This is a genomic window from Ruegeria sp. BF8 (genome assembly GCF_056538625.1).
The window spans coordinates 39,747-59,746 of record NZ_JBQFTL010000006.1; the positions used below are offsets into that span (position 1 = coordinate 39,747).

Below are 20,000 nucleotides of genomic sequence, written 5' to 3' on the forward strand. Positions count from 1 at the left end.
GCCCTACCCCGCCTTTTTCGCCTTGCGCAGCAGCATGTCGCGTTTGACCTTGCTGAGACGGTCAAAATACATCCGGCCGTTCAGATGGTCGATCTGGTGCTGCACGCTGGTGGCTTCGATGCCGACGAAATCGCGCCGGTCGATCTCGCCTTTTTCATTGAGGAACCGGACCGTCACCGCACGCGGACGTTTGATCTTGGCCGACACGCCCGGCAGGTTCGGGCTGGCCTCGTCATGCTCGCGCAGTTCGATCGAGCTGTGCAGGATTTCGGGGTTGGCCAGGCGCACCGCGCGGCCACGCTCGGCCGAGCCGTCCACGACCGCCAGCCGCAGCATCACGCCGATCTGGGGCGCCGCCAGGCCGACGCCGGGCATCGCCTCCATCGTGTCGATCATGTCGTCCCAGATGGCGCGGATCTCGTCGGTAATTTCAGTCACCGGTTCGGCCTTGGTACGCAGGCGCTTGTCGGGCCATGGCAGGCAGGGACGGACGGTCATGCGCGGGCCAGCTCACGCTTGAGCTTGACCATCTTGCGCGTGATCATCTGCCGTTTCAACGGCTTGAGATAGTCGATGAACAGCTTGCCGTTCAGGTGGTCGATCTCGTGCTGCACGCAGGTGGCCCAGAGCCCGTCGAAGGTTTCGCGCTGCGCCTTGCCGTTCTTGTCCATCCAGGCAACCTCGACCTCGGCCGGGCGGGTGACCTCGGCGAACTGATCGGGGATCGACAGGCAGCCTTCCTCGTAGACGCTGGTTTCGTCCGAGGCCGAGATGATCTCGGGGTTGAACATCACCAGCGGGCGGGGGGTGGCGCCTTCCTCTTTGACGCAATCCAGAACGATCAGCCGTTCCAGCACGCCGATCTGGGGCGCGGCCAGCCCGATGCCCGGCGCATCATACATGGTTTCCAGCATGTCGTCGGCCAGCGCGCGCAGCTCGTCCGACAGGTCGTCCACGGGCGCACAGACCTTTTTCAGGCGGGGATCGGGATGGATCAGGATGTTGCGTTTCATGGGGCTGATTTAGGTCATCGCGCGCGTGGCCGCAACGCCCCCCTTGCGCCGGGCGAATTTCCCGATAGCTTTCAGGCCAACGAATGGAGCAGACATGACTTTCAACGACCTCATCGACCGCCGGGGCACCTTCAGCTCGAAATGGGACAAGATGGAGCAGCTGTTCGGCGTCTCGCCCGAGGACGGGCTGGCCATGTGGACCGCCGATTCCGACTATGCCACCGCGCCCTGCGTGATCGAGGCGGTGCGCCGCGCGGCCGATCACGGGGTGTTCGGCTATTCCTGGCAGCACCCGGCCTATCTGCAGGCGGTGCGGTGGTGGATGCAGAACCGTCACGACTGGGCGATCGACACCGATTGGATCCTGACCTCGCAAGGTCTGGGCAACGCCATCGCGCTGAGCCTCGATGTCTGGACCGAGCCGGGGGACGGGGTCGTGATCTTCACGCCGGTCTACCACGAGTTTGCGCACAAGGTGAACAAGACTGGCCGCCGGGTGGTCGAATGCCCCTTGGTGCGGGCCGGCGACACCTATGAGATCGACCTGGACGACGCTCAGTCGCGGCTGGACGGGTCGGAACGGATGTTGATCTTGTGTTCGCCGCAAAACCCGTCGGGGCGGGTCTGGACACCGGACGAGCTGCGTGCGGTGGCGGCCTTTGCCGAACGCAACGGGCTGATCCTGATCTCGGACGAGATCCATCACGATCTGGTCTATCCCGGGCACAAATTCGTGCCGATGGACGTGGCCGCGCCGGATGCACGGCCCTGGACGGTGACGCTGACAGCGGCGTCCAAGACCTTCAATATCGCAGGCCAGCGCACCGGGAACATGATCATTCCCGACGACACGCTGCGGGCGCAGATGCGTCACCGGCTGAACACGTTGGACTATGACCCCAGCGCACTTGGCGTGGCGATGATCACCGCGGCCTACACGCCCGAAGGTGCGCAATGGGTGGATGCCCAGATCGACCACCTGAGGGGCAACCGCGCGATATTCGATGCAGCGATCTCCGAAATCCCCGGTCTGTGGTCGATGCCCTTGCAGGCAACCTACCTGGCCTGGGTCGATTTCTCGGGCACCGGCATGGATCACGCCGAATTCGTGCGCCGTCTGCGCGATGATGCGCGGATCGCAACGTCATCCGGCCCAGGTTTTGGAACGGGAGGCGAGACCTTCGAACGGTTCAATCTCGCTACTCAGCGGGCGCGGGTCGAGGACGCGTGCGCCCGTTTGAAACTTGCTTTTTCCGACCTTCAATAAGGCCGCGTGAACGATCTGCCCTAGTCGTCTTTGCCGAGAAGGGCGATTGGGGCATCCGGCGCGCGATAGAAATCCAGTGGCGCCTTGTCCGCCGCGACGGTGCTGCGCTTGAACTCATATCGCATCTGGCCGCCGTCTTCCTCGTCAGCGACGATCAGGCATTGATACAGGTGGTTGGCGCCATCAAAAATATCGACCAGTCCACGCAGACGCGGTGTTGTCTCGGCCTCGACGGCGAAACCATCCTTCCACAATTTGAGGATTCTGTAGGTATTGTCGCCCATTTCCACCCGCAGGCGGCTGGACTTCTTGAGCGATGCGATTCGGGCCGCATCCAATTCGGCGCTAATTTCCTTGGAAACATAAGTACTCATCAAAATTCCCCCCAAGCTATGCTATCTATTGTGGGGGTATCTTCGTAAAAATCCAGTGAAGTCCGACCGTTGACGCGGACCTGTGGGCGATTTGTTGCACAGACATCCCGGGCGGCACTGTGCGACTGCGCAGAGATGCTGCGCGCCGTCGGCGATGTGAACTGCGGCGCTGTCGCACTAAGCTTTGTCCGGACTCGGAAACGGAGGATCCAAGATGGGCCTGTTGGTCGACGGCACCTGGCACGACACCTGGTACGACACGAAATCCACCGGCGGAGCGTTCAAACGTTCGGCGGCCCAGTTTCGAAACTGGATAACGACCGATGGCAGTGCGGGTCCCTCGGGCAAGGATGGTTTCAAGGCTGAAGCCGGGCGATATCACCTGTATGTCAGCCTGGCCTGTCCATGGGCGCACCGGACGTTGATCTTCCGCCAACTCAAGGAACTTCAGGACCTGATCACCGTATCGGTGGTTCATCCGGACATGCTGGACCGCGGATGGACTTTCCAGACCGACGATCACGGCGCCACCGGCGATGCTTTGTATGGGCTGGACTATGCCTATCAGGTCTACACACGCGCCGACCCGAACTACTCGGGCCGGGTGACGGTGCCGATCTTGTGGGACAAGGTGCAAGAGACCATCGTGTCGAATGAAAGCTCGGAAATCATCCGCATGTTCAATTCGGCCTTCGACCAAATCACTGGCAACACCGACGACTACTGGCCCGCCGAGATGCGCGACGGGATCGAAGAGGTCAATGCGAGGGTCTACTCAAACGTGAACAACGGCGTCTACAAATCCGGCTTTGCCACCTCGCAGGAGGCCTATGACGCGGCCGTGCACCCCCTGTTCGACACGCTGGATTGGCTGGAAGATCGGCTGTCCACGAACCGATACCTGATGGGGGATCGCCTGACCGAGGCCGACTGGCGCCTGTTCACGACCCTGATCCGGTTCGACCCGGTCTATCACCTGCATTTCAAATGCAACCGCAGGCGGCTGATCGACTATCCCAACCTGTGGGCCTACACGCGCGAACTGTATCAATGGCCGGGCGTGGCGGGCACGGTGAACCTGCACCATATCGTGCGGCACTATCACTACAGTCACGACAGCATCAATCCGCACCGGATCATCCCGATCAACCCCACCCTGGACTATTGGGAGCCGCACGGACGCGATCAGCGACCCGCGGCGTAGTGCTCGACCATGGCCGCCAGATCCTCGGGCGGCGTTCCGCTCTGGACATAGGCGCAGGCGTTGGGGCTGTGGGCAAAGATCGACCCGTCGGAAAAAAACGTGGTGTTGGTGACGAAAATCACCCGGGCATCCGGGCGGCGGTAGCTGGCGAAATCGGCGACCGCCAACGCGCTGCCTGAATCCAGAACCAGATCCAAGATTATGATGTCGAAGGGCGTGCCATACAGTGCAAGGATCGCTGCCTCCTGGCTTTCGACCAGAGAAACCTCAGCCCCCTGCCGTTCCAGGTGCCGCTGCCAGACCCGACCCAGGTCGGGGTTACTCTCAACAATCAGAACTTTCATTTGCAACAACCTCGGCACTTGATAAGGTGAGTGGTGCCGACCCCCATAAGCTGTGATCACGTTATTTCGTTAACAAAGGGTTAACGGTCGCTCCAGCGCTCCTCTATGAACCGGATTTGCTTGTAAAAACGGCGTAAATCCGCTTGAAGCGGGGTAATTTCGGCGTTTTGGACGATTCCGGCATGACTGACCGCACTGACGACTTGAACCCGCGCGGCAAGCGTGACCACGGCGGTGGGTTGGACGACGCCATTGCCCGTCATGGCGGCGAGCGAGGCGATTGGATCGACCTGTCGACCGGGATCAACCCGCAACCCTACCCTGTCGAGGGGCTTTCGTCTGACGACTGGACCGCCCTGCCGGATCACGGGGCCTTTGCCCGGCTCAGCAATGCGGCCCGTCGCTTCTGGGGGGTGCCGGAGAGCGCGGCAATCCTGCCCGCACCGGGGGCCTCGGCCCTGATCGCGCGGATCCCGGCGCTGGCCCCCGTCGGTGCGGTCCAGATCACCATGCCCACCTACAACGAACACGCCGCCGCCTTTGCCGCGCAGGGCTGGACGGTGCAGCCCGACGGCCCGGCGCAAGCGCGGGTGATCGTGCATCCCAACAATCCCGACGGCCGGATCTGGCAGGCCGAGGACGCCCATGCGCCGCTGACCGTGATCGACGAAAGCTTTTGCGACGTGACGCCCGATGCCTCGCTGATCAGCCTGTCCCAGCGCCCCGGCGTGATCGTCCTGAAAAGCTTTGGCAAGTTCTGGGGCCTTGCGGGCCTGCGGCTGGGCTTTGCCATCGGGCATCCCGACCTGATCGCGCGACTGAACGATCTGACCGGCCCCTGGGCGGTGTCCGGCCCGGCCCTGCGCATCGGCGCGCAGGCCCTGAATGACACGACCTGGGCTGAAACCACGCGCGCGCGACTGGCCCGTGATACGGAACGGCTGGATACGCTGATGACCGGCAAGGGCGCGCATTTGGTCGGCGGCGCCACGCTGTTCCGCCTGTACGAAGTGGACGATGCCGCCGCCTGGCAGGACCGGCTGGCACAGGCCCATATCTGGAGCCGCATCTTCCCCTATTCCGATCGGTTCCTGCGGCTGGGCCTGCCGCCCGAGCATGGTTGGTCGCGGCTCGAGGCGGCGCTGTGAGCACCGCCCTGACGCTGGCCCTGGCGATGCTGCTGGACGCCGCATTGGGCGAGCCCGACTGGCTGTGGTCGCGCCTGCGGCACCCGGCGGTTTTGATGGGCAACGCCATCGCCTGGCTGGACCGCCGCCTGAATCACGGCAAGCATCGGCGGGCCAAGGGCGTGCTCGTCGCCCTTCTACTGGTCTTGGGCGGCTGGGTGGTCGGTGCGGCGCTGGCGTGGCTTGGCTGGGTGGTCGAGGTCGTGGTCTGCGCGATCCTGTTGGCACAGAATTCTCTGGTGGCGCATGTCCGCACCGTGGGCGTCGCGCTGCGGCAATCCTTGCCCGAGGGCCGCGCGGCGGTGGCGATGATCGTGTCACGCGACACCTCGCAGATGACCGAGGCACAGGTGGCGCGCTCGGCCATCGAGAGCGCCGCCGAGAACCTTAGCGACGGGGTGATCGCCCCGGCCTTCTGGTTCCTGCTGGGCGGCTTGCCGGGGCTCCTGGTCTACAAGGCGGTGAACACCGCCGACAGCATGATCGGCTACCGCAACGACACGTACCGAGACTTCGGCTGGGCCGCCGCCCGGCTGGACGATCTGCTGAACCTGATCCCGGCGCGGCTGACTTGCCTGATGATCGTGGCCCTGTCGGGGCAGTGGCGCCAATGGCGGGCCATCGTCGCGGACGCACAGCGCCACATCTCGCCCAATGCCGGCTGGCCCGAGGCCGCCATGGCCCGCGCACTGGACGTGGCATTGGCCGGGCCGCGCAGCTATGACGGGCAGATGCGCGATCTGGCCTGGGTCAACGGCGAAGCCCGGCGCACGATCGGCGCAACGGAGGTTTTCCGCGCATGTGGAATGCTTTGGCAGGTTTGGGGGCTTGCGTTGGCGGGGCTGACGGTGTGGGTTGGTCTGAACACGGTTTTCTGAGGATGGTTTTCGTCATGCGCTTTGTCTCGGGCCTTGTGGCCGCTTGCCTGTTCGCTGCCCCTGCCCTTGCCCAATGCGGCGGCGGCTTCAACGCCTTCGTTCGCGGACTGAAGGCCGAAGCGGTACAGCAGGGTTTCGATACGGCCACGGTCGATGCGTTCTTCAAAGGTGTGCAACAGGACTCCAAGGTGCTGAAGGCCGACCGCGCGCAGGGCGTATTCCAGAAACCGTTCATCGAATTCTCGCGTCGCCTGATCTCGCAGGATCGGATCAGGCGCGGCCAGGCGATGGCACAGAAATACGACGCCGTGTTCGACCGGATCGAGGCCGAATACGGCGTGTCGCGCGGGGTCCTGTTGGCCTTCTGGGCGTTCGAGACGGATTACGGCGCGTTCCAGGGCGATTTCAACACCCGCAATGCGTTAGTGACGCTGGCCCATGATTGCCGCCGCCCCGAGCTGTTCCGGCCGCAGATCTTCGCCGCGATCGAGCTGTTCCGGAACGGCGATTTCGACCCGAACCGCACCACGGGCGCATGGGCGGGCGAGATCGGCATGGTGCAGATGCTGCCCCGCGACATTCTGGAAAACGGCGTGGACGGTGATGGCGACGGGCATGTGCGGCTGAAAACCTCGGCCCCCGATGCGCTGATGTCGGGTGGCAAGATGCTGTCTCATCTGGGCTGGCAGCCCGGTCAGCCCTGGCTGCAGGAGGTCACCGTGCCCGCACAGATGGACTGGTCGCTGAGCGGGCCGGGCAAACCGCGCCCGGTGTCAGACTGGCAGGCGATGGGCGTGCAGGCGCGCAGCGGGACATTGGCCAACCTGCCGGCTTCGCTGATCCTGCCGCAGGGGCGCAAGGGGCCAGCCTTTCTGGCCTATCCGAATTTCGATGTCTATTTCGAGTGGAACCAAAGCTTTGTCTATGTCCTGACCGCTGCCTATTTCGGAACGCGTCTCGAAGGCGCACAAGTCTATTCTGCGGGCAACCCCGATCCAGGCCTGACCGGTGCCCAGATGAAACAGCTGCAGGCGAAACTGCAGGCGCGCGGCTACGACGTGGGCAAGATCGACGGCATCTTGGGGTACGGAACGCGGGCCGCAGTGCAGGCTGAGCAAGCCCGGCTGGGCCTGCCCGCAGATGCCTGGCCGACGGTTGATTTGCTGAACCGGCTATGAAATCTCCATCAGACCAAAATCGACATCTGTCGTTTGCTCCCGATGCGGGCAATGGATACTGTTGGACAATTGGACCATCCGGTTGAGGCGAAACGTGACACTCAATCTCCGCAGACAGTTGATAGCCGACGTATTGCGCCCCTACGACACTGGCCACGAACTGATCAGGGTAGGCGCATTCGGCGATGGCGGTTACCTGGTTCCCAATGACTTCAATGGGATCCGCGCCTGCTTTTCCCCTGGCGTCTCCATTCAATCAACATTCGAATACGATCTGGCAAAAAGGTCGATCCCATCGTTCATGGCCGACGCTTCGGTTGACGCTCCGGCGGAACCGGTCCCTGGCGCGATCTTCCGCAAGAAATTTGTCGGCCCCGAGACGAAGGGTGATTTTATTTCTCTGCGCGATTGGATGGACGAGTTTGCCCCGCGGTCTGGTGACTTGATCCTGCAGATGGACATCGAGGGGGCAGAATATGCCGCGATTGCCGCTTTGCCTTCCGAATACTTGAAAAGGTTCCGGATCATCGTCATTGAACTGCACCGGATCCCCTCGATCCTTATGAAACCGAATTTTTTCGCCAGGGCAGAGCCATTTCTTCGCGCCATGGCCGCAGAATTTACCAACGCCCATCTACATACGAACAACGCCGCAGGTACCGTCTGTATCGATGACGTTGAATTTCCCAGAGTCGTCGAGGCAACTTTCATCCGCAATGATCGTGTGCGTTCGAAAAAGCCGATCACCACTCTTCCGCACGAATTGGATGTGCTGCATCAAAAGAATCGACCGGACATCGGTGTTCCGCACGAATGGCTGGGCGATCCGGACAGTTGAGCGCTTTCCAAGCCATCCGTTTCAATTCTTCATCTTAGTCGGGTCGCACCGGGTAACGTTCACCTTTTTCCGTGATCAGGATCAGCCGATCTCTGTTGCGCACGTACAGATCGCAGCGGTCGAACCCGTTGCGGTACTGCACACAGATGCTGCCATCAGCGGCGATTCTGTAGGTTCCGAAGGCCGTTCCGCCGCCATTGACCGCCGAATAGGTATAGGAATAGGCCCCACCGACCGAGTATTTCGACTGCCCGTCGTCATAGAAAGTCAGCGTTCGCCCGGCCAGCGCGTTCAGTTCAGCGGGGCTCAGGGGGATATCACCGGGGCGTACAGCCCATTCGGCAGCCCAGAGCGGCGAGGCGGCGCAGGCCGCGGCGATCAGCAACACGTGTTTCATGCAGCCAGCCTAGCCCGGCCCGGCCCGATCGCGGAATAACGTTGCAGTGAGCGGTCAGGCGACCATCTGCTCGGCCTTCTTCAGATCGACCGAGACCAGTTGGCTGACGCCCTGTTCCTGCATGGTCACGCCGAACAGACGGTCCATCCGCGCCATAGTCACCGCGTGGTGGGTGATGATCAGGAACCGCGTGTCGGTCTGGCGGCACATCTCGTCCAGCAGATCGCAGAACCGGGTCACGTTGGCATCGTCCAGCGGCGCATCAACCTCGTCCAGCACGCAGATCGGCGCGGGGTTGGCCAGGAACACGCCGAAGATCAGCGCGGTGGCAGTCAGGGTTTGTTCCCCGCCCGACAACAGGCTGAGGGTCGACAGCTTCTTGCCCGGCGGCTGGCACATGATCTCGAGCCCCGCATCCAGCGGGTCGTCGCTCTCGACCATCACCAGGTTGGCCTCGCCGCCACCGAACAGATGCTTGAACAGCATGGCGAAGTTCGCGTTGACCTGTTCGAATGCAGTCAGCAGGCGCTCGCGGCCCTCACGGTTGAGGCTGGCGATGCCGCTGCGCAGCGCCTTGATCGCCTCTTCCAGATCGGATTTCTCGCTGTTGAGCGTGTCGAACTCCTCCTGAACCTCCTTGGCGTCTTCCTCGGCCCGCAGGTTCACCGCACCCATCGCGTCGCGCTGGCGCTTGTGGCGGTTCACCTCAGCTTCCAGGGCATCGGCGGCGGGCATGTCGTCAGGGTTCACGTCCAGCTGGTTCAACAACTGGTTCGGGGTCAGTTGCTGATCCTCGGCGATGCGCTCGGCAGCGGCGGCGACACTTTCCTTGGCCGCCTCGAACCGCGCCTCAGCCGCGGCGCGGGCTTCGCGCGCCTCCGAGGCCTTGCGCTCGGCCTCGCGCTCGGCAAGCACGGCCTCGCGTTGCAGCGCTTCGGCCTGGGCCAGCTTGTCGGCGGCTTCGGCGCGGCGGGCCTCGGCGGCCTCGATCATCTCGTTCAGCTCTTCGCGTGCCTCGGCGATCTCGGCGGGCGCGGCCATCGCTTCGGTCAGCTCTTCCTCGGAACTGGCTTTGCGCTCGGCCAATTCGGCGATGCGCTTCTCGGCTGTTTCCAGACGGTGTTTCCAGCCGCTCAGGTCCTTGGCCACCTCCTGTGCGCGGCGGGTGCGGGCCTCGCCCTCGCGGCGCAGCTCGTCATGGGTCGAACGGTGCGTCAGCATGGTGATCCGCGCGGCCTCGACCGTCTGCTTGATGTCCTCGACCCGGGCACGGGCGGTGTCCAGATCGCCCAGCTCGGCCAGCGCGGCCTCGGCCTCGCGCAGCTGGGCGCGGGCCGCCATCGCATCCTGCTTGTGGCGGTCGACCGCAAGCGTCAGGTTCTCCAGCTTGCCCTGCGCCAGGTTGCGGTCGGCCTCGGCCCGGCTGAGCGCGCGGGCCGCTTCGGCCATGCGCTGATCGGCGGCGCGGCGGGCCTCGCGGGCGCGACGGTCGGCCTCTGTCACCTCGGCCAGTTGCCGCGACAGGGCCTCGTGCGCGGCGCGGGCGCCGTCGGCCTGTGCTTCGACCAGCGCCAGTTGCTGTTTCAGCGCCTCAAGCTTGTTGAGCTGCTCGAGCCGCAGCGCCGCGGCGCTGGGGGCATCCTCGGCCCAGGCGCGGAACCCGTCCCAGCGCCACAGATCGCCAGAGCGCGACACCAACCGTTGGCCGGGTTTCAGCAAGGGTTGCAGCCGCGCGCCCTGATCGGCGTCAATCAGGCCGATCTGCGCGATACGGCGGCTGAGACGGTCCGGACCCGAGACGTGTAGCGCAAGCGGCTCGGCCCCGTCCGGCAAAGGCTGATCGGCGTCATAGCCCGGCACCTGCACCCAACCCGACGGCCCATCGCCTTCGACAAGCGGGGCGCGGAGATCATCCGCCAGCGCGGCACCCAGCGCCTTTTCAAAGCCTGGCTCGACCCGCAGCAGGTCCAGCACCTGCCCGCCCTCGGCGGTGTCGCGCTCGACCAGCTTGGCCAGCGCGGTGGTCTCGGCCCGAATCGCGCCCAACTCGCCCTCGGCCTCGGAGCGTTGGGCGCGGGCCTCGGCCTCGCGCGCCTGCGTTTCACCGCGCAGCTCGTCGGCGGCGGCCAGCGCTTCTTCGGCGGCTTCGGCGGCCTCGCGCGCCTCTTCCTCGGCGGCTTGCGCGGCCTCGAACGCTTCGTCGGCGCGGGTCAGTGCGGCGCGGGCCTCGGCAACGGCCGCGCGTGCTTTTTCCTCTTCGGCCTCGGAGCGTGCCAGCGTCTTGCGGCTGTCCTCGACCAGACGCTGCGCCGATTGGTGACGCGCGACCAGACGAGCGGTGTCCTCGGTCTCCTGCGCCAGCAGATCCTCACGCTCCTGCAGAACCGCGGCGGCTTCGCGGGCAATTTCGGCGGCTTCGGCCAGCTTGTCGTCATGGCCCCCGGCGGCCTTGGCCAGTTCGCGGGCCTCCCATTCCAGCCGTTCGATCATCTCGCCGGCGTCGCGGTTCAAACCGGTTTCCCGCTCGATGTCGCGGCCCAGCTGCTGGATACGGGCGGTCAGGGTTTCGATGGTCTGGCGCGCGCGGGTTTCCTGATCGGACAGCTGATCGCGCTGCACCTGCTGGCGCTGCAGCACGGCGGCGGCAATGGCCTCCTCCTCGCGCAGCGGCGGCAGGGTCTCTTCGATCTCGGCGCGTTTCGCGCTGGCGGCGCGGGCCTCGGCCTCGGCGCGCGCGGCTTCGGTGGTGCGGTCGCGCAGACGCTCTTCGGCCTGCTGGCGGGCCATGTCGGCCTCTTTCCAGCGGCGATACAGCAACATGCCTTCGGCCTGGCGCAATTGCTCGCCGATCTCACGATACCGCGCGGCCTGACGGGCCTGCCGCGCCAACTGCGCCAGCTGGGTGCCCAACTGTTCCAGCACGTCATCCACGCGGGTCAGGTTGGCCTCGGTGCCCTTGAGCTTCAGTTCGGCCTCATGCCGGCGCTGATACAGGCCCGAGATACCGGCGGCCTCTTCCAGAATGCGGCGGCGGGCGCGGGGTTTGGCGTTAATCAGCTCGGCGATCCGGTTTTGCCCCACCAGCGCGGGTGAATGCGCGCCGGTCGAGGCGTCGGCGAACAGCATCTGCACGTCGCGGGCGCGCACGTCCTTGCCGTTGGCCTTGTAGGCGCTGCCCACGTCGCGGGTGATGCGGCGCACGATTTCGATCTGGTCGCTGTCATTGAACCCGGCCGGAGCCAGACGTTCCGAATTGTCCATGGTCAGGACGACCTCGGCGAAGTTGCGCGCCGGACGGGTGGCGGCACCGGCAAAGATCACGTCCTCCATCGCACCGCCGCGCATCGATTTGGGGCGGTTCTCGCCCATCACCCAACGCAGCGCCTCGAGCAGGTTGGACTTGCCGCAGCCGTTGGGCCCCACCACACCGGTCAACCCGTCCGCAATTATCAGATCGGTCGGGTCGACGAAGCTTTTGAAGCCGGTGAGTTTGAGTTTGGTGAAGCGCAAAGGCCGATTTCCATGATTCCCGTTCCTTGAAAGTCTGGACAAGGGAAGGCCCGCGAGTCAACGCAGTTGCGCAGGATATGGGATATTGAGCCGAGTTATCCACAATATCTTGCTGATTTGGGCGGAATTGCGCAGAGTCAATAAGGCGAACACTCGAACACCTGATACCCGGTGTCCGACCCGCTGTCATAGGTTCCGAAGTCAATGCATTCATAGTTGGTCGGCGTGACCGCAGCCAGCAGCAGCCGGTCCGACGCCCTGCGGTCGCAGGCGAGGATGCCCACGGTCACCGCCGCATCGCCCAACACGTCGGCGACCGGACAGCCCGAGACCTGCGCCATGGCCAATGCGGCCCGATCCCGGATCGGCCCCAGCCGCGGGGCATATTGGCTGTTGACGCGGACCGCCTCGGCCAGGTCACCGCGCAGGCGCACGTCGAAGACGCTGCCATTCACGGCCACGCGGGTTGCGGGCAGGTCGCGGAAATGGGGCGTGCCGGCCGAGCAGCCGGCCAGCACCAGCAAGGCGAAGAACCGGATCATGCCGCAGCTTTGCGGCAAAATGGTTAACGAAAGCTTTCCCGCGCTCAGCCGCCCAGGACCGCGCCCAACCGGGCAATACCCTCGGCAATCGTAGCCTCGTCCGAGTTGGAGAAACTCAGCCGGATCGTGTTGGCGCCGCTGCCATCGGGGTGAAAGGCCTGACCGGGCACAAAGGCGACCTTGACCGTCTCAAGCGCGCGGGCCAGCAGTTGCGCGCCATCCGAGCCGGACGGCAGGGTCAGCCAGATGAACATGCCCCCCTCGGGCCGGGTCCAGTGCACACCTTCGGGCATGTGCCGGTCCAACGCCGCCAGCATCGCGTCGCGGCGCGCACGGTAGGTTGCGCGCACCTTCGGGATGTGGCTGTCGAAACAGGTTTGGGCCACTTGGTGCACGGCCATCTGGTTGATGGTGGCCGAATGCAGGTCGGCGGCCTGTTTCATCAGCACAAGCTGCGCGATGACGGGCCGCGCCGCCACGACCCACCCCACCCGCAGCCCGGGCGACAGGGTCTTGGAAAAACTGCCGCAATAGATCGTCCGGCAGGCTTGCAGATCGCCCTTCCGCGCCAGTTCCAGCGCTAGGATCGGCGGTATCGCCTGCCCGTCATAGCGCAGAGCCTGATAGGCGCCGTCCTCGATCAGGGCGCAGTCCAACTCTTCGGCCAGATCCAGAAGGGCCTCGCGCCCTTGCCGATCGACGGTCTCGCCGGTCGGGTTGGCAAAGTCGGGCGAAAGATACGCGTATTTGACCGCCCCCGGCCCCGCCGCGCCCCGGTATTGCGCCGCGCCCGCGTTGCCGCCTGCGCGCAACCGGTCAAAGCGTGGCTCATAGGCGTTGAACGCCGCCAAAGCCCCCAGATAGGTCGGCCATCCGACCAACGCCGTGTCGCCCGGTGACAGAAACAGCTTGCCCAGATAGTCCAGCGCCTGCTGCGAGCCCGAGGTGATCAGAACGTCGTCGGGGCCGCAGTCGATGCCGATCTGGCGCATGTGGCCGGCGATCCATTCCCGCAGCGGCATGTACCCTTCGGACACAGAATACTGCAACGCCTGTGCGCCGCTGCCAGCCCCAAGCGCCTGTTGGAATGCCTGAGAAAACGCCTCGGCCGGAAAAAGCGCCGGGTCGGGGATACCGCCGGCAAAGGAAATGATGCCGGGTTGATCCAGCAGTTTCAGCAGCTCTCGGATTTCGGATGCCTTCATTCGCGCGGCGCGCGTTGCAAATAACTGGTGCATGGGCCGAGCCTCCTCCGCTGGGTCGGACTGACGCTATGACCTCCGCGCTTAAAGTCAATAATGCTGACCTAGTGTTTCAGCCAATGTGATCGCGGCCCGTTCTTGCGCGGGCCCGGCATGTGTGGTCATATGATTTGACCAATTTTCAGCGATGATCCGATGCCCTTTCAGAAAGTCCAGACCGAGAAACTGTCCCTGGCCGTCGTCAAACAGATCGAGTTGCTGATCCTGCGCGGGATCCTGCGCCCCGGTGAGCGCCTACCGTCCGAGCGCGAGTTGGCCGATCGGCTGGGCGTGTCGCGCCCGTCGCTGCGCGAGGCGATCTCGCAACTGCAGGAGCAGGGCCTGTTGACCGCCAAGGCCGGGTCAGGCATCTATGTGGCCGAGGTTCTGGGCTCGGCCTTTTCGCCAGCGCTGATCCGTCTGTTCAGCAGCCATGACGAGGCCGTGTTCGATTACCTGTCGTTCCGGCGCGACATGGAAGGTCTGGCGGCCGAACGCGCCGCGCGGCTGGGCTCGGACAGCGACCTGAAGGTGATCCAGGCGATCTTCGACAAGATGGAGGCCGCCCATGCCCGCAACGCGGCCGATGACGAGGCCCATCTGGACGCGCAGTTCCACATGGCGATCATCGAGGCCAGCCACAACGTGGTGATGCTGCACATGATGCGGTCGATGTTCGACCTGCTGCGGCAGGGCGTGTTCTACAACCGTCAGATCATGTTCCAACAACGCGCGACCCGCGAAGCCATTCTGGATCAGCACCGTGCGATCAACATGGCATTGCAGGCGCGTGCCCCCATAGAGTCCCGACACGCAATCCAGCAGCACCTAGACTTTGTGGAGAAATCCTTCTCAGAACGCATCACATACGAAAAACATGAGTCAATTGCGCGACTGCGTCTCGGGCACGTTGTGGAACAGTAGCGATCAAAGCGCCGCAGGTGCCGATAGAATCTCTTTATCTTCAGCGGTCAAACGTCTTCTCAAAATTGCACGATAGTGCGCTCGGAACTGACGACATGTTCTTGACCAAGTCAATTGGCGGACTCGCTCACGTCCTTTGGCGATCAGTTCGTTTCTAAGTTCACTATCAGACCAAACTGTAAGTAAAGCATCACTCATCTGCTCTGTGTTGAGAGGGTCAAACAGAACAGCGGCAGAGCCTACCTGTTCCGGCAAAGACGTAACGGACGAACATACCACAGGCGCGCCTGCAGAAAATGCTTCCCAAATCGGGAAACTAGCAGCTTCGTGCAATGACGGCACCGCGACGCATCTGGCGAGCCGATAAAGACTTTGCAATTCGATAGGAGTGACAAAACCGACAAATCGGACGTTCTTTTCCATGCCAAGTTCATCGACCTTGGCAGCTATAGCTGGATAGTAGTTGTTTTTCTGACCGCTGAAAACGAGATTCATGTCAGGCGCTCCACTATGTTTGGCACGTGCAGCGGCCTCAATCAAACGGATGTGGTTTTTGTGGCGCCAAGTTTGAGCAGGATAAAATGCAAAACTCGATGGCAGATCAAACTTCTCCACCGCCCGCGCGAGATCCGACGAAGAAGGCTCGTGGTAGCCAAGATTTGGTGGCGCGAAAGGAACAACCGCGACCTTTTCCCCAGGAAGCCCATAAGCTTCAACTACATCCTTCTTCACCCATGATGAAACGGTCGAAACCAGTTGTGCTTTCTCGCAGAAATATCTGTACACAGTGTCCCGCCAAGCGATCTCTTCCGACTTAAAGAACTCTGGAAAGTGTCGGTGCTGCAGATCATGCGGATGATAAATGAACGGAATTTCAGTGGCGAAGGCTTCCTGCAATGTGAAGTGCACGATGTCGATGTTCGCCGCTTCAATACGCCCGTTGCTGCCCGAAACTCCGTCTGGCGCCTGCATCTGACTAGCAAGGGTTTTAGCCACTCGCTTGTCGTGAGTTTTCTGCAGGAAGTACCGAACCCGCCCTGCGCTACGTTGAAACACATTCCTTTGTTTACTCGGTTTCATCGGGTGGGACGGAAGCAAATGGCAATTCCTTCCCAGATAAGGTTCTAGCCAATCAGCCGAGTTGGGATTCGTGAAGAAAAAGTACTGTTCATCTCCATCAGTTAACTGTGAAAATCCCTGAGCAAGCCCTATGATCAGCATCTCCACGCCACCGGCCCAACCGCCGCCGGCTCTGGCATCTATGCACACGCGCACTACAGAGACCTCCAGGCAATGGTGTCAGGTGAATTCGGAAACTTCTTGGGGAACTGGTATCCATGACGCCGGTACAATGCTATGGCGGCTTTGTTGCGAACATCCACTTTGAGTTCCACCCGTGAAGCACCCGCGTCACGCGCCGCCTGATGTAGGTAGTCCATCAATCCGTCTGACCATCCGTGGCCACGTGCTGAAGGACCTGTAGCAATTCCTAACCGGGGCACCTCAAACCCGTCATTCCATCCTCGCAACATCCCGTAGGCCTTTATGTCGGAATACTGGAAGCCAGCCGCAAAAATATCCTTTCCCGGATTGCGGCAGATGCCTTGGGCTGTTTTTGCATCGAAGAGATGTGGGTGAAAAAAACAACGATCCTGTTCGGTCAGCGAGCGAAAGAACGAAAGCAATGCCTCTACGTCATCTGATGCCAGATTTCTGAACACGCGCGACTCAGTTCTCATTTGGCAATGTTCAGTATGTGACGGCAAACAGTTTCGACGTGATCGTCACTCATTGTTGTATAGGTTGGGAGGTTCAAACCTGTCTCGGCCAAGCGTTCGGTCACGACTAGCGGTTCTTTACCAGCGTGCCCCTCACGGTAGGGTGGAAGCTTATGAAGCGGATAGAAAAACGGTCGCGTGTCCACGCCATTTTCAAGCAGCATCTCAGCAAGTTCATCTCTTGTGCAGCCAAATTCCAATGGATCGATCGTAATGCTGAAAAGCCACGGCGTCCGCTTCGCCCAATCCGCAACCGGCTGAAAACCGACGCCACCACACCCGGATAGAGTCTCTTCGTACAAGTCAAAAATTTCCTGACGGCGTTTCAAAATTTCCTGATATCGCTCGATCTGCGCGCACAGCATCGCAGCCGCGACATTTGTCAATCGGAAATTGTAACCCACAATAGGGAAGTAGTATCGGCGGTCCGGGTCAACACCCTGACCCCTTAAGGTGCGCGCGCGCAGGACAAGGTTATCGTCGTTGAGAGTAATTGCTCCACCTTCGCCGCAAGTGAAAACCTTGTTGCCAAAGAAGGAAAACGTGGCAATCGACGACATTGACCCAACACAGCGCCCTTTGTATTCGGCCATGTGCGCTTCGGCGGCGTCTTCCACAACCCATAATCCATGAACTCCGGCTATGTGGTTGATGCGATCCATATCGGCTGGATGCCCATAGAGATGGACAGCGATAATCCCTTTCGTTCTGGCAGTGATGGCATCTTCTAGGCATGAAGGATCAAGACACCATGTATCCGGATCGACGTCTACAAATACCGGCATCGCCCCCATATACTTGACTGCATTGGCAGTCGCTATGTAGGTCAGCGACGGAACCAGTACTTCGTCTCCCGGGCGCACATCCAACGCCAACAGCGCAAGGTGCAACGCAACGGTTCCATTGCAGACCGCCAAACTATGTTTGACATGGCAAAGAGACGCAAACTCACTTTCGAAGCGATCCAGAAAAGCGCCGCTGGACGAGATCCACGTGCTATCCAAGGCCTCTTGGACATATTCCTTTTCCAGTCCGCTCAGGTCTGGAATGGCTACAGGTATCACTGTTGTACAATCCTATCTTGAAAAAACTCGGCGCAAGAGGCCGAGCTTAGGCTTTCTCTGACCCAAAACCCCAAATTCGTCCTGAAACCGTCTGACATGCGCTTGGTAGACCTCGGGCATCTCTTCCAGTTTGAGATCTAGATCGTCAATAGCCATCGCCCGCACAAATTCCGTTTTCCAGAACTCAGAGTTCCCACAATGGGTACCGCTACCATCATGACCGATGTTTTGCACAAGACTTCTTCCAGGAAGCAAGTGCAATTTTTGGTTCAGGAAGCACCAAACATAAAATCTAATTGCCCAAGAGTTGTTCTTGCTGGCAACCTGATCTTCAAGCATCTTGTGAAATCCTGAATTCGCTTCAAACTCAAGGTCTTTGAGACGGCCCGACGCCTCGAGCTCGCTCAACAACGCCTGCCCGTCCCATTGCACGCAGTTCCATACTCGTCGCCAAGTTGCCCAACCCCAACTACTCCCCTTTCTCAAGAAATAGGCCTCAGGCATGTTTGATATTGGTTCAGAGTACCCACTGATACTGGCGACCTGATCACTGCATTTTAACGTAGCAAGGGATCGGTTCATAAATTCGAGGAAAGGCGGCGAGACAACTATATCATCTTCTAGGACAATCACCTGTTCATGTTCATCTAGCATCATAGTAACGCCATCAATAACTGATTTGGCGAGGCCTTGGTTTGTGCTCTGCCTGATCAACTTGACCGAGCGAAAACCTTTCGCTTCGGCCACAATATCCACAACTTCGCCCGTCAAACGCGCCTCTTCCGGAACCCTCGGACCATCAACAAACACGGTCAAATCACTGCTTTCAGCCAGCGGAGAATCTCGAAGTGCCGCAAGCGTTTGTCGGGTGTGGTCCGGCCTATTGAACGCAAACAAACAGATTGGGGCCAGTTTATCCGGCGCAATTTCAAGAAGCTTCATTGAAGGGTACCATCGGAAAAATTGAAAGTTGCGCCAACTCTATCGGCGACCCTACTTGTAAACAACTCCCACTATTACCCACAAATTAGAAAACGGCCCGCGCGATTTGGCGGGCCGTCTGGATTGACATTTTCAAGACGTGGCAGCGACAAAATCAGTGCAGTTTTAAGCCTACGTCAGCAATGGCGTCGTCAATCAGCTTGTTGGCTTGCGCCGCAGTCATCTGCTTGGCAAGCACGGACTTGGCCGCCGCAACGGCCGCAGTAACAGCCTGGTCGCGCACTTCCTTCACCGCCGATGCCTCGGCCGATGCGATTTGATCCTGTGCGGCAGCCAGACGACGCGCGATGGATTTCTCCAGATCCGCCTTTGCTTGTTCGGCAGCCAGAACCGAATCTTCCTTCGCCGCGGCCACGATGGCTTCGGCCTGAGTCTGCACTTCGCGCTGCTTGCGCTCGTATGAGGCCAGCAGGCTGCGCGCTTCTTCATGCAGGGCACGGGCCTCGTCCAGCTCAGCCTTGATGCCTTCGGCGCGGTTGTCCAACGCCCCGCCGATCATCGACGGAACCTTGAAATAGAACAGGACCGCGATAAAGACGATGAAGCCCAGCGTCACAACGAAGTCGGTGTTCGCCAGCGAGAAGAACGGCCCGCTTGCGGCCAGCGCCGGGCTGGCGAAGCTTGCGGTCAGGATAAGAGCAAGTGTATTCCGCATTTCACTTATCCTTTCATCTGGGCGCTAACGGCACTGCTGATGGTTTTGGCATCCGCCTCGCCGCCCAGCGCAGTCACCAGTTCGGCCGCCGTATCGTTGGCAACCTGTTGAATGCTTTCCAGCGCTCCGGCACGGATTTCGGCAATTGCCTTCTCCGATTCTGCCGCCTTGGCCGCGATTTCCGCATCTGCCTTGGCAATCGCGTCATCCAGATCCGCCTGGATTTCGGCGCGCGCTTCGGCTGCGATCCGCTGAGCCTCGGCACGGGCATCGGCCAGCGCCTTGTTGTAGGCCTCTTCGGCCTCGACCGCCTTGGCCTTCAGGTCTTCGGCCGCAGCCAGGTCATTTGTAATGGTCCCCTGACGCTCGGCCAGGATCGCCGCGATGCGCGGCAGGGCCACGCGGGACAGGACCAGAAAGATGACGACCAGCGTAATGACCAGCCAGAAGATCTGGTTGGGGAACCAATCGAAACAGAGCTGCGGCATCCCGATGGCCGAGCCATGGGAATCGACGCATTTGCCGACTGCTTCTGCAGCTATGGGTTCTGTCGCCATGATGTCCTCCGTCGGAACGTTGTCTTTACAACAGGTGGGCCGCTATG

Annotated in this window: 21 protein-coding genes; 7 read left to right on the forward strand and 14 right to left on the reverse strand. The window is 61.5% G+C overall.

Going from position 1 to position 20,000, the window contains the following annotated elements; genetic code table 11:
- Positions 1-3: 3 nt before the first annotated feature.
- Positions 4-498 (reverse strand): peptide deformylase, encoded by a 495-nt coding sequence (gene def / locus ACR0LD_RS17670; protein ID WP_005981313.1) that lies wholly within the window; start codon positions 496-498, stop codon positions 4-6.
- The gene (gene def / locus ACR0LD_RS17675; RefSeq protein WP_170361514.1) at positions 495-1,013 is read right to left on the reverse strand and encodes a peptide deformylase; all 519 of its coding nucleotides are present in this window, start codon (positions 1,011-1,013) and stop codon (positions 495-497) included. The genes def (ACR0LD_RS17670) and def (ACR0LD_RS17675) overlap by 4 nt, the downstream gene beginning before the upstream one ends.
- Before the next feature lie 94 nt (positions 1,014-1,107).
- On the opposite strand from def (ACR0LD_RS17675), the gene ACR0LD_RS17680 reads away from it, so the two are divergent.
- Positions 1,108-2,280: a MalY/PatB family protein gene (locus ACR0LD_RS17680; RefSeq protein ID WP_480638270.1), complete on the forward strand. Its 1,173-nt coding sequence runs from the start codon at positions 1,108-1,110 to the stop codon at positions 2,278-2,280.
- Between the two features lie 20 nt (positions 2,281-2,300).
- On the opposite strand, the gene ACR0LD_RS17685 is transcribed toward ACR0LD_RS17680, so the two are convergent.
- Positions 2,301-2,654 carry a hypothetical protein gene (locus tag ACR0LD_RS17685; RefSeq protein ID WP_093965240.1) on the reverse strand — a complete coding sequence of 118 codons (354 nt, stop codon included), beginning with the start codon at positions 2,652-2,654 and terminating at the stop codon, positions 2,301-2,303.
- A 214-nt stretch (positions 2,655-2,868) separates the two neighbouring features.
- Here ACR0LD_RS17685 and ACR0LD_RS17690 point away from each other — a divergent pair, with 214 nt between their 5' ends.
- Positions 2,869-3,858: a glutathione S-transferase family protein gene (locus tag ACR0LD_RS17690; RefSeq protein WP_480638272.1), complete on the forward strand. Its 990-nt coding sequence runs from the start codon at positions 2,869-2,871 to the stop codon at positions 3,856-3,858.
- On the opposite strand, the gene ACR0LD_RS17695 is transcribed toward ACR0LD_RS17690, so the two are convergent.
- Positions 3,840-4,202 carry a response regulator transcription factor gene (locus ACR0LD_RS17695; RefSeq protein ID WP_170342693.1) on the reverse strand — a complete coding sequence of 121 codons (363 nt, stop codon included), beginning with the start codon at positions 4,200-4,202 and terminating at the stop codon, positions 3,840-3,842. The two genes, ACR0LD_RS17690 and ACR0LD_RS17695, sit on opposite strands and share 19 nt — an antisense overlap.
- Positions 4,203-4,384: 182 nt before the next feature.
- Here ACR0LD_RS17695 and cobD point away from each other — a divergent pair, with 182 nt between their 5' ends.
- The 4 genes from cobD to ACR0LD_RS17715 all read left to right on the forward strand — a co-directional run bounded on the left by cobD (position 4,385) and on the right by ACR0LD_RS17715 (position 8,283).
- The gene (gene cobD / locus ACR0LD_RS17700) at positions 4,385-5,350 is read left to right on the forward strand and encodes a threonine-phosphate decarboxylase CobD (protein ID WP_480638274.1); all 966 of its coding nucleotides are present in this window, start codon (positions 4,385-4,387) and stop codon (positions 5,348-5,350) included.
- On the forward strand, positions 5,347-6,267 hold the full coding sequence (cbiB, locus tag ACR0LD_RS17705; RefSeq protein WP_480638276.1) for an adenosylcobinamide-phosphate synthase CbiB: 921 nt from the start codon (positions 5,347-5,349) through the stop codon (positions 6,265-6,267). The genes cobD and cbiB overlap by 4 nt, the downstream gene beginning before the upstream one ends.
- Before the next feature lie 14 nt (positions 6,268-6,281).
- The gene (locus tag ACR0LD_RS17710) at positions 6,282-7,445 is read left to right on the forward strand and encodes a lytic murein transglycosylase (protein ID WP_480638278.1); all 1,164 of its coding nucleotides are present in this window, start codon (positions 6,282-6,284) and stop codon (positions 7,443-7,445) included.
- Between the two features lie 94 nt (positions 7,446-7,539).
- Positions 7,540-8,283 carry an FkbM family methyltransferase gene (locus ACR0LD_RS17715; protein ID WP_170367931.1) on the forward strand — a complete coding sequence of 248 codons (744 nt, stop codon included), beginning with the start codon at positions 7,540-7,542 and terminating at the stop codon, positions 8,281-8,283.
- Positions 8,284-8,317: 34 nt separating this feature from the next.
- Here the strand turns inward: ACR0LD_RS17715 and ACR0LD_RS17720 are convergent, their stop codons facing one another.
- The 4 genes from ACR0LD_RS17720 to ACR0LD_RS17735 form a co-directional block, all read right to left on the reverse strand.
- On the reverse strand, positions 8,318-8,680 hold the full coding sequence (locus ACR0LD_RS17720; protein WP_170367930.1) for a hypothetical protein: 363 nt from the start codon (positions 8,678-8,680) through the stop codon (positions 8,318-8,320).
- Between the two features lie 54 nt (positions 8,681-8,734).
- A complete protein-coding gene (locus ACR0LD_RS17725) occupies positions 8,735-12,190 on the reverse strand; it encodes a chromosome segregation SMC family protein (protein ID WP_480638281.1) in 3,456 nt (1,151 codons plus the stop codon).
- Positions 12,191-12,327: 137 nt separating this feature from the next.
- Positions 12,328-12,732, reverse strand: a complete 405-nt coding sequence (locus ACR0LD_RS17730; RefSeq protein ID WP_170434859.1) for a hypothetical protein — start codon at positions 12,730-12,732, stop codon at positions 12,328-12,330.
- A 44-nt stretch (positions 12,733-12,776) separates the two neighbouring features.
- On the reverse strand, positions 12,777-13,970 hold the full coding sequence (locus tag ACR0LD_RS17735; RefSeq protein ID WP_480638283.1) for an aminotransferase-like domain-containing protein: 1,194 nt from the start codon (positions 13,968-13,970) through the stop codon (positions 12,777-12,779).
- Positions 13,971-14,129: 159 nt separating this feature from the next.
- Here ACR0LD_RS17735 and ACR0LD_RS17740 point away from each other — a divergent pair, with 159 nt between their 5' ends.
- A complete protein-coding gene (locus tag ACR0LD_RS17740; RefSeq protein ID WP_170367924.1) occupies positions 14,130-14,897 on the forward strand; it encodes an FCD domain-containing protein in 768 nt (255 codons plus the stop codon).
- A 3-nt stretch (positions 14,898-14,900) separates the two neighbouring features.
- On the opposite strand, the gene ACR0LD_RS17745 is transcribed toward ACR0LD_RS17740, so the two are convergent.
- From ACR0LD_RS17745 to ACR0LD_RS17770, 6 genes are all read right to left on the reverse strand, one after another.
- Complete coding sequence (locus tag ACR0LD_RS17745; protein ID WP_244952484.1) at positions 14,901-16,118, reverse strand: glycosyltransferase family 4 protein; 1,218 nt, start codon at positions 16,116-16,118, stop codon at positions 14,901-14,903.
- Between the two features lie 53 nt (positions 16,119-16,171).
- Positions 16,172-16,618, reverse strand: coding sequence for a GNAT family N-acetyltransferase (locus tag ACR0LD_RS17750; RefSeq protein ID WP_170367920.1), 447 nt, complete (start codon positions 16,616-16,618; stop codon positions 16,172-16,174).
- Positions 16,619-16,632: 14 nt separating this feature from the next.
- The gene (locus ACR0LD_RS17755) at positions 16,633-17,739 is read right to left on the reverse strand and encodes a DegT/DnrJ/EryC1/StrS family aminotransferase (RefSeq protein ID WP_480638285.1); all 1,107 of its coding nucleotides are present in this window, start codon (positions 17,737-17,739) and stop codon (positions 16,633-16,635) included.
- Between the two features lie 12 nt (positions 17,740-17,751).
- Positions 17,752-18,681 carry a glycosyltransferase family protein gene (locus tag ACR0LD_RS17760; RefSeq protein ID WP_480638287.1) on the reverse strand — a complete coding sequence of 310 codons (930 nt, stop codon included), beginning with the start codon at positions 18,679-18,681 and terminating at the stop codon, positions 17,752-17,754.
- Between the two features lie 154 nt (positions 18,682-18,835).
- Positions 18,836-19,396 carry a F0F1 ATP synthase subunit B gene (locus ACR0LD_RS17765; protein WP_170367914.1) on the reverse strand — a complete coding sequence of 187 codons (561 nt, stop codon included), beginning with the start codon at positions 19,394-19,396 and terminating at the stop codon, positions 18,836-18,838.
- A 5-nt stretch (positions 19,397-19,401) separates the two neighbouring features.
- Positions 19,402-19,953 carry a F0F1 ATP synthase subunit B' gene (locus ACR0LD_RS17770; RefSeq protein ID WP_170372687.1) on the reverse strand — a complete coding sequence of 184 codons (552 nt, stop codon included), beginning with the start codon at positions 19,951-19,953 and terminating at the stop codon, positions 19,402-19,404.
- Between the last annotated feature and the right edge of the window lie 47 nt (positions 19,954-20,000).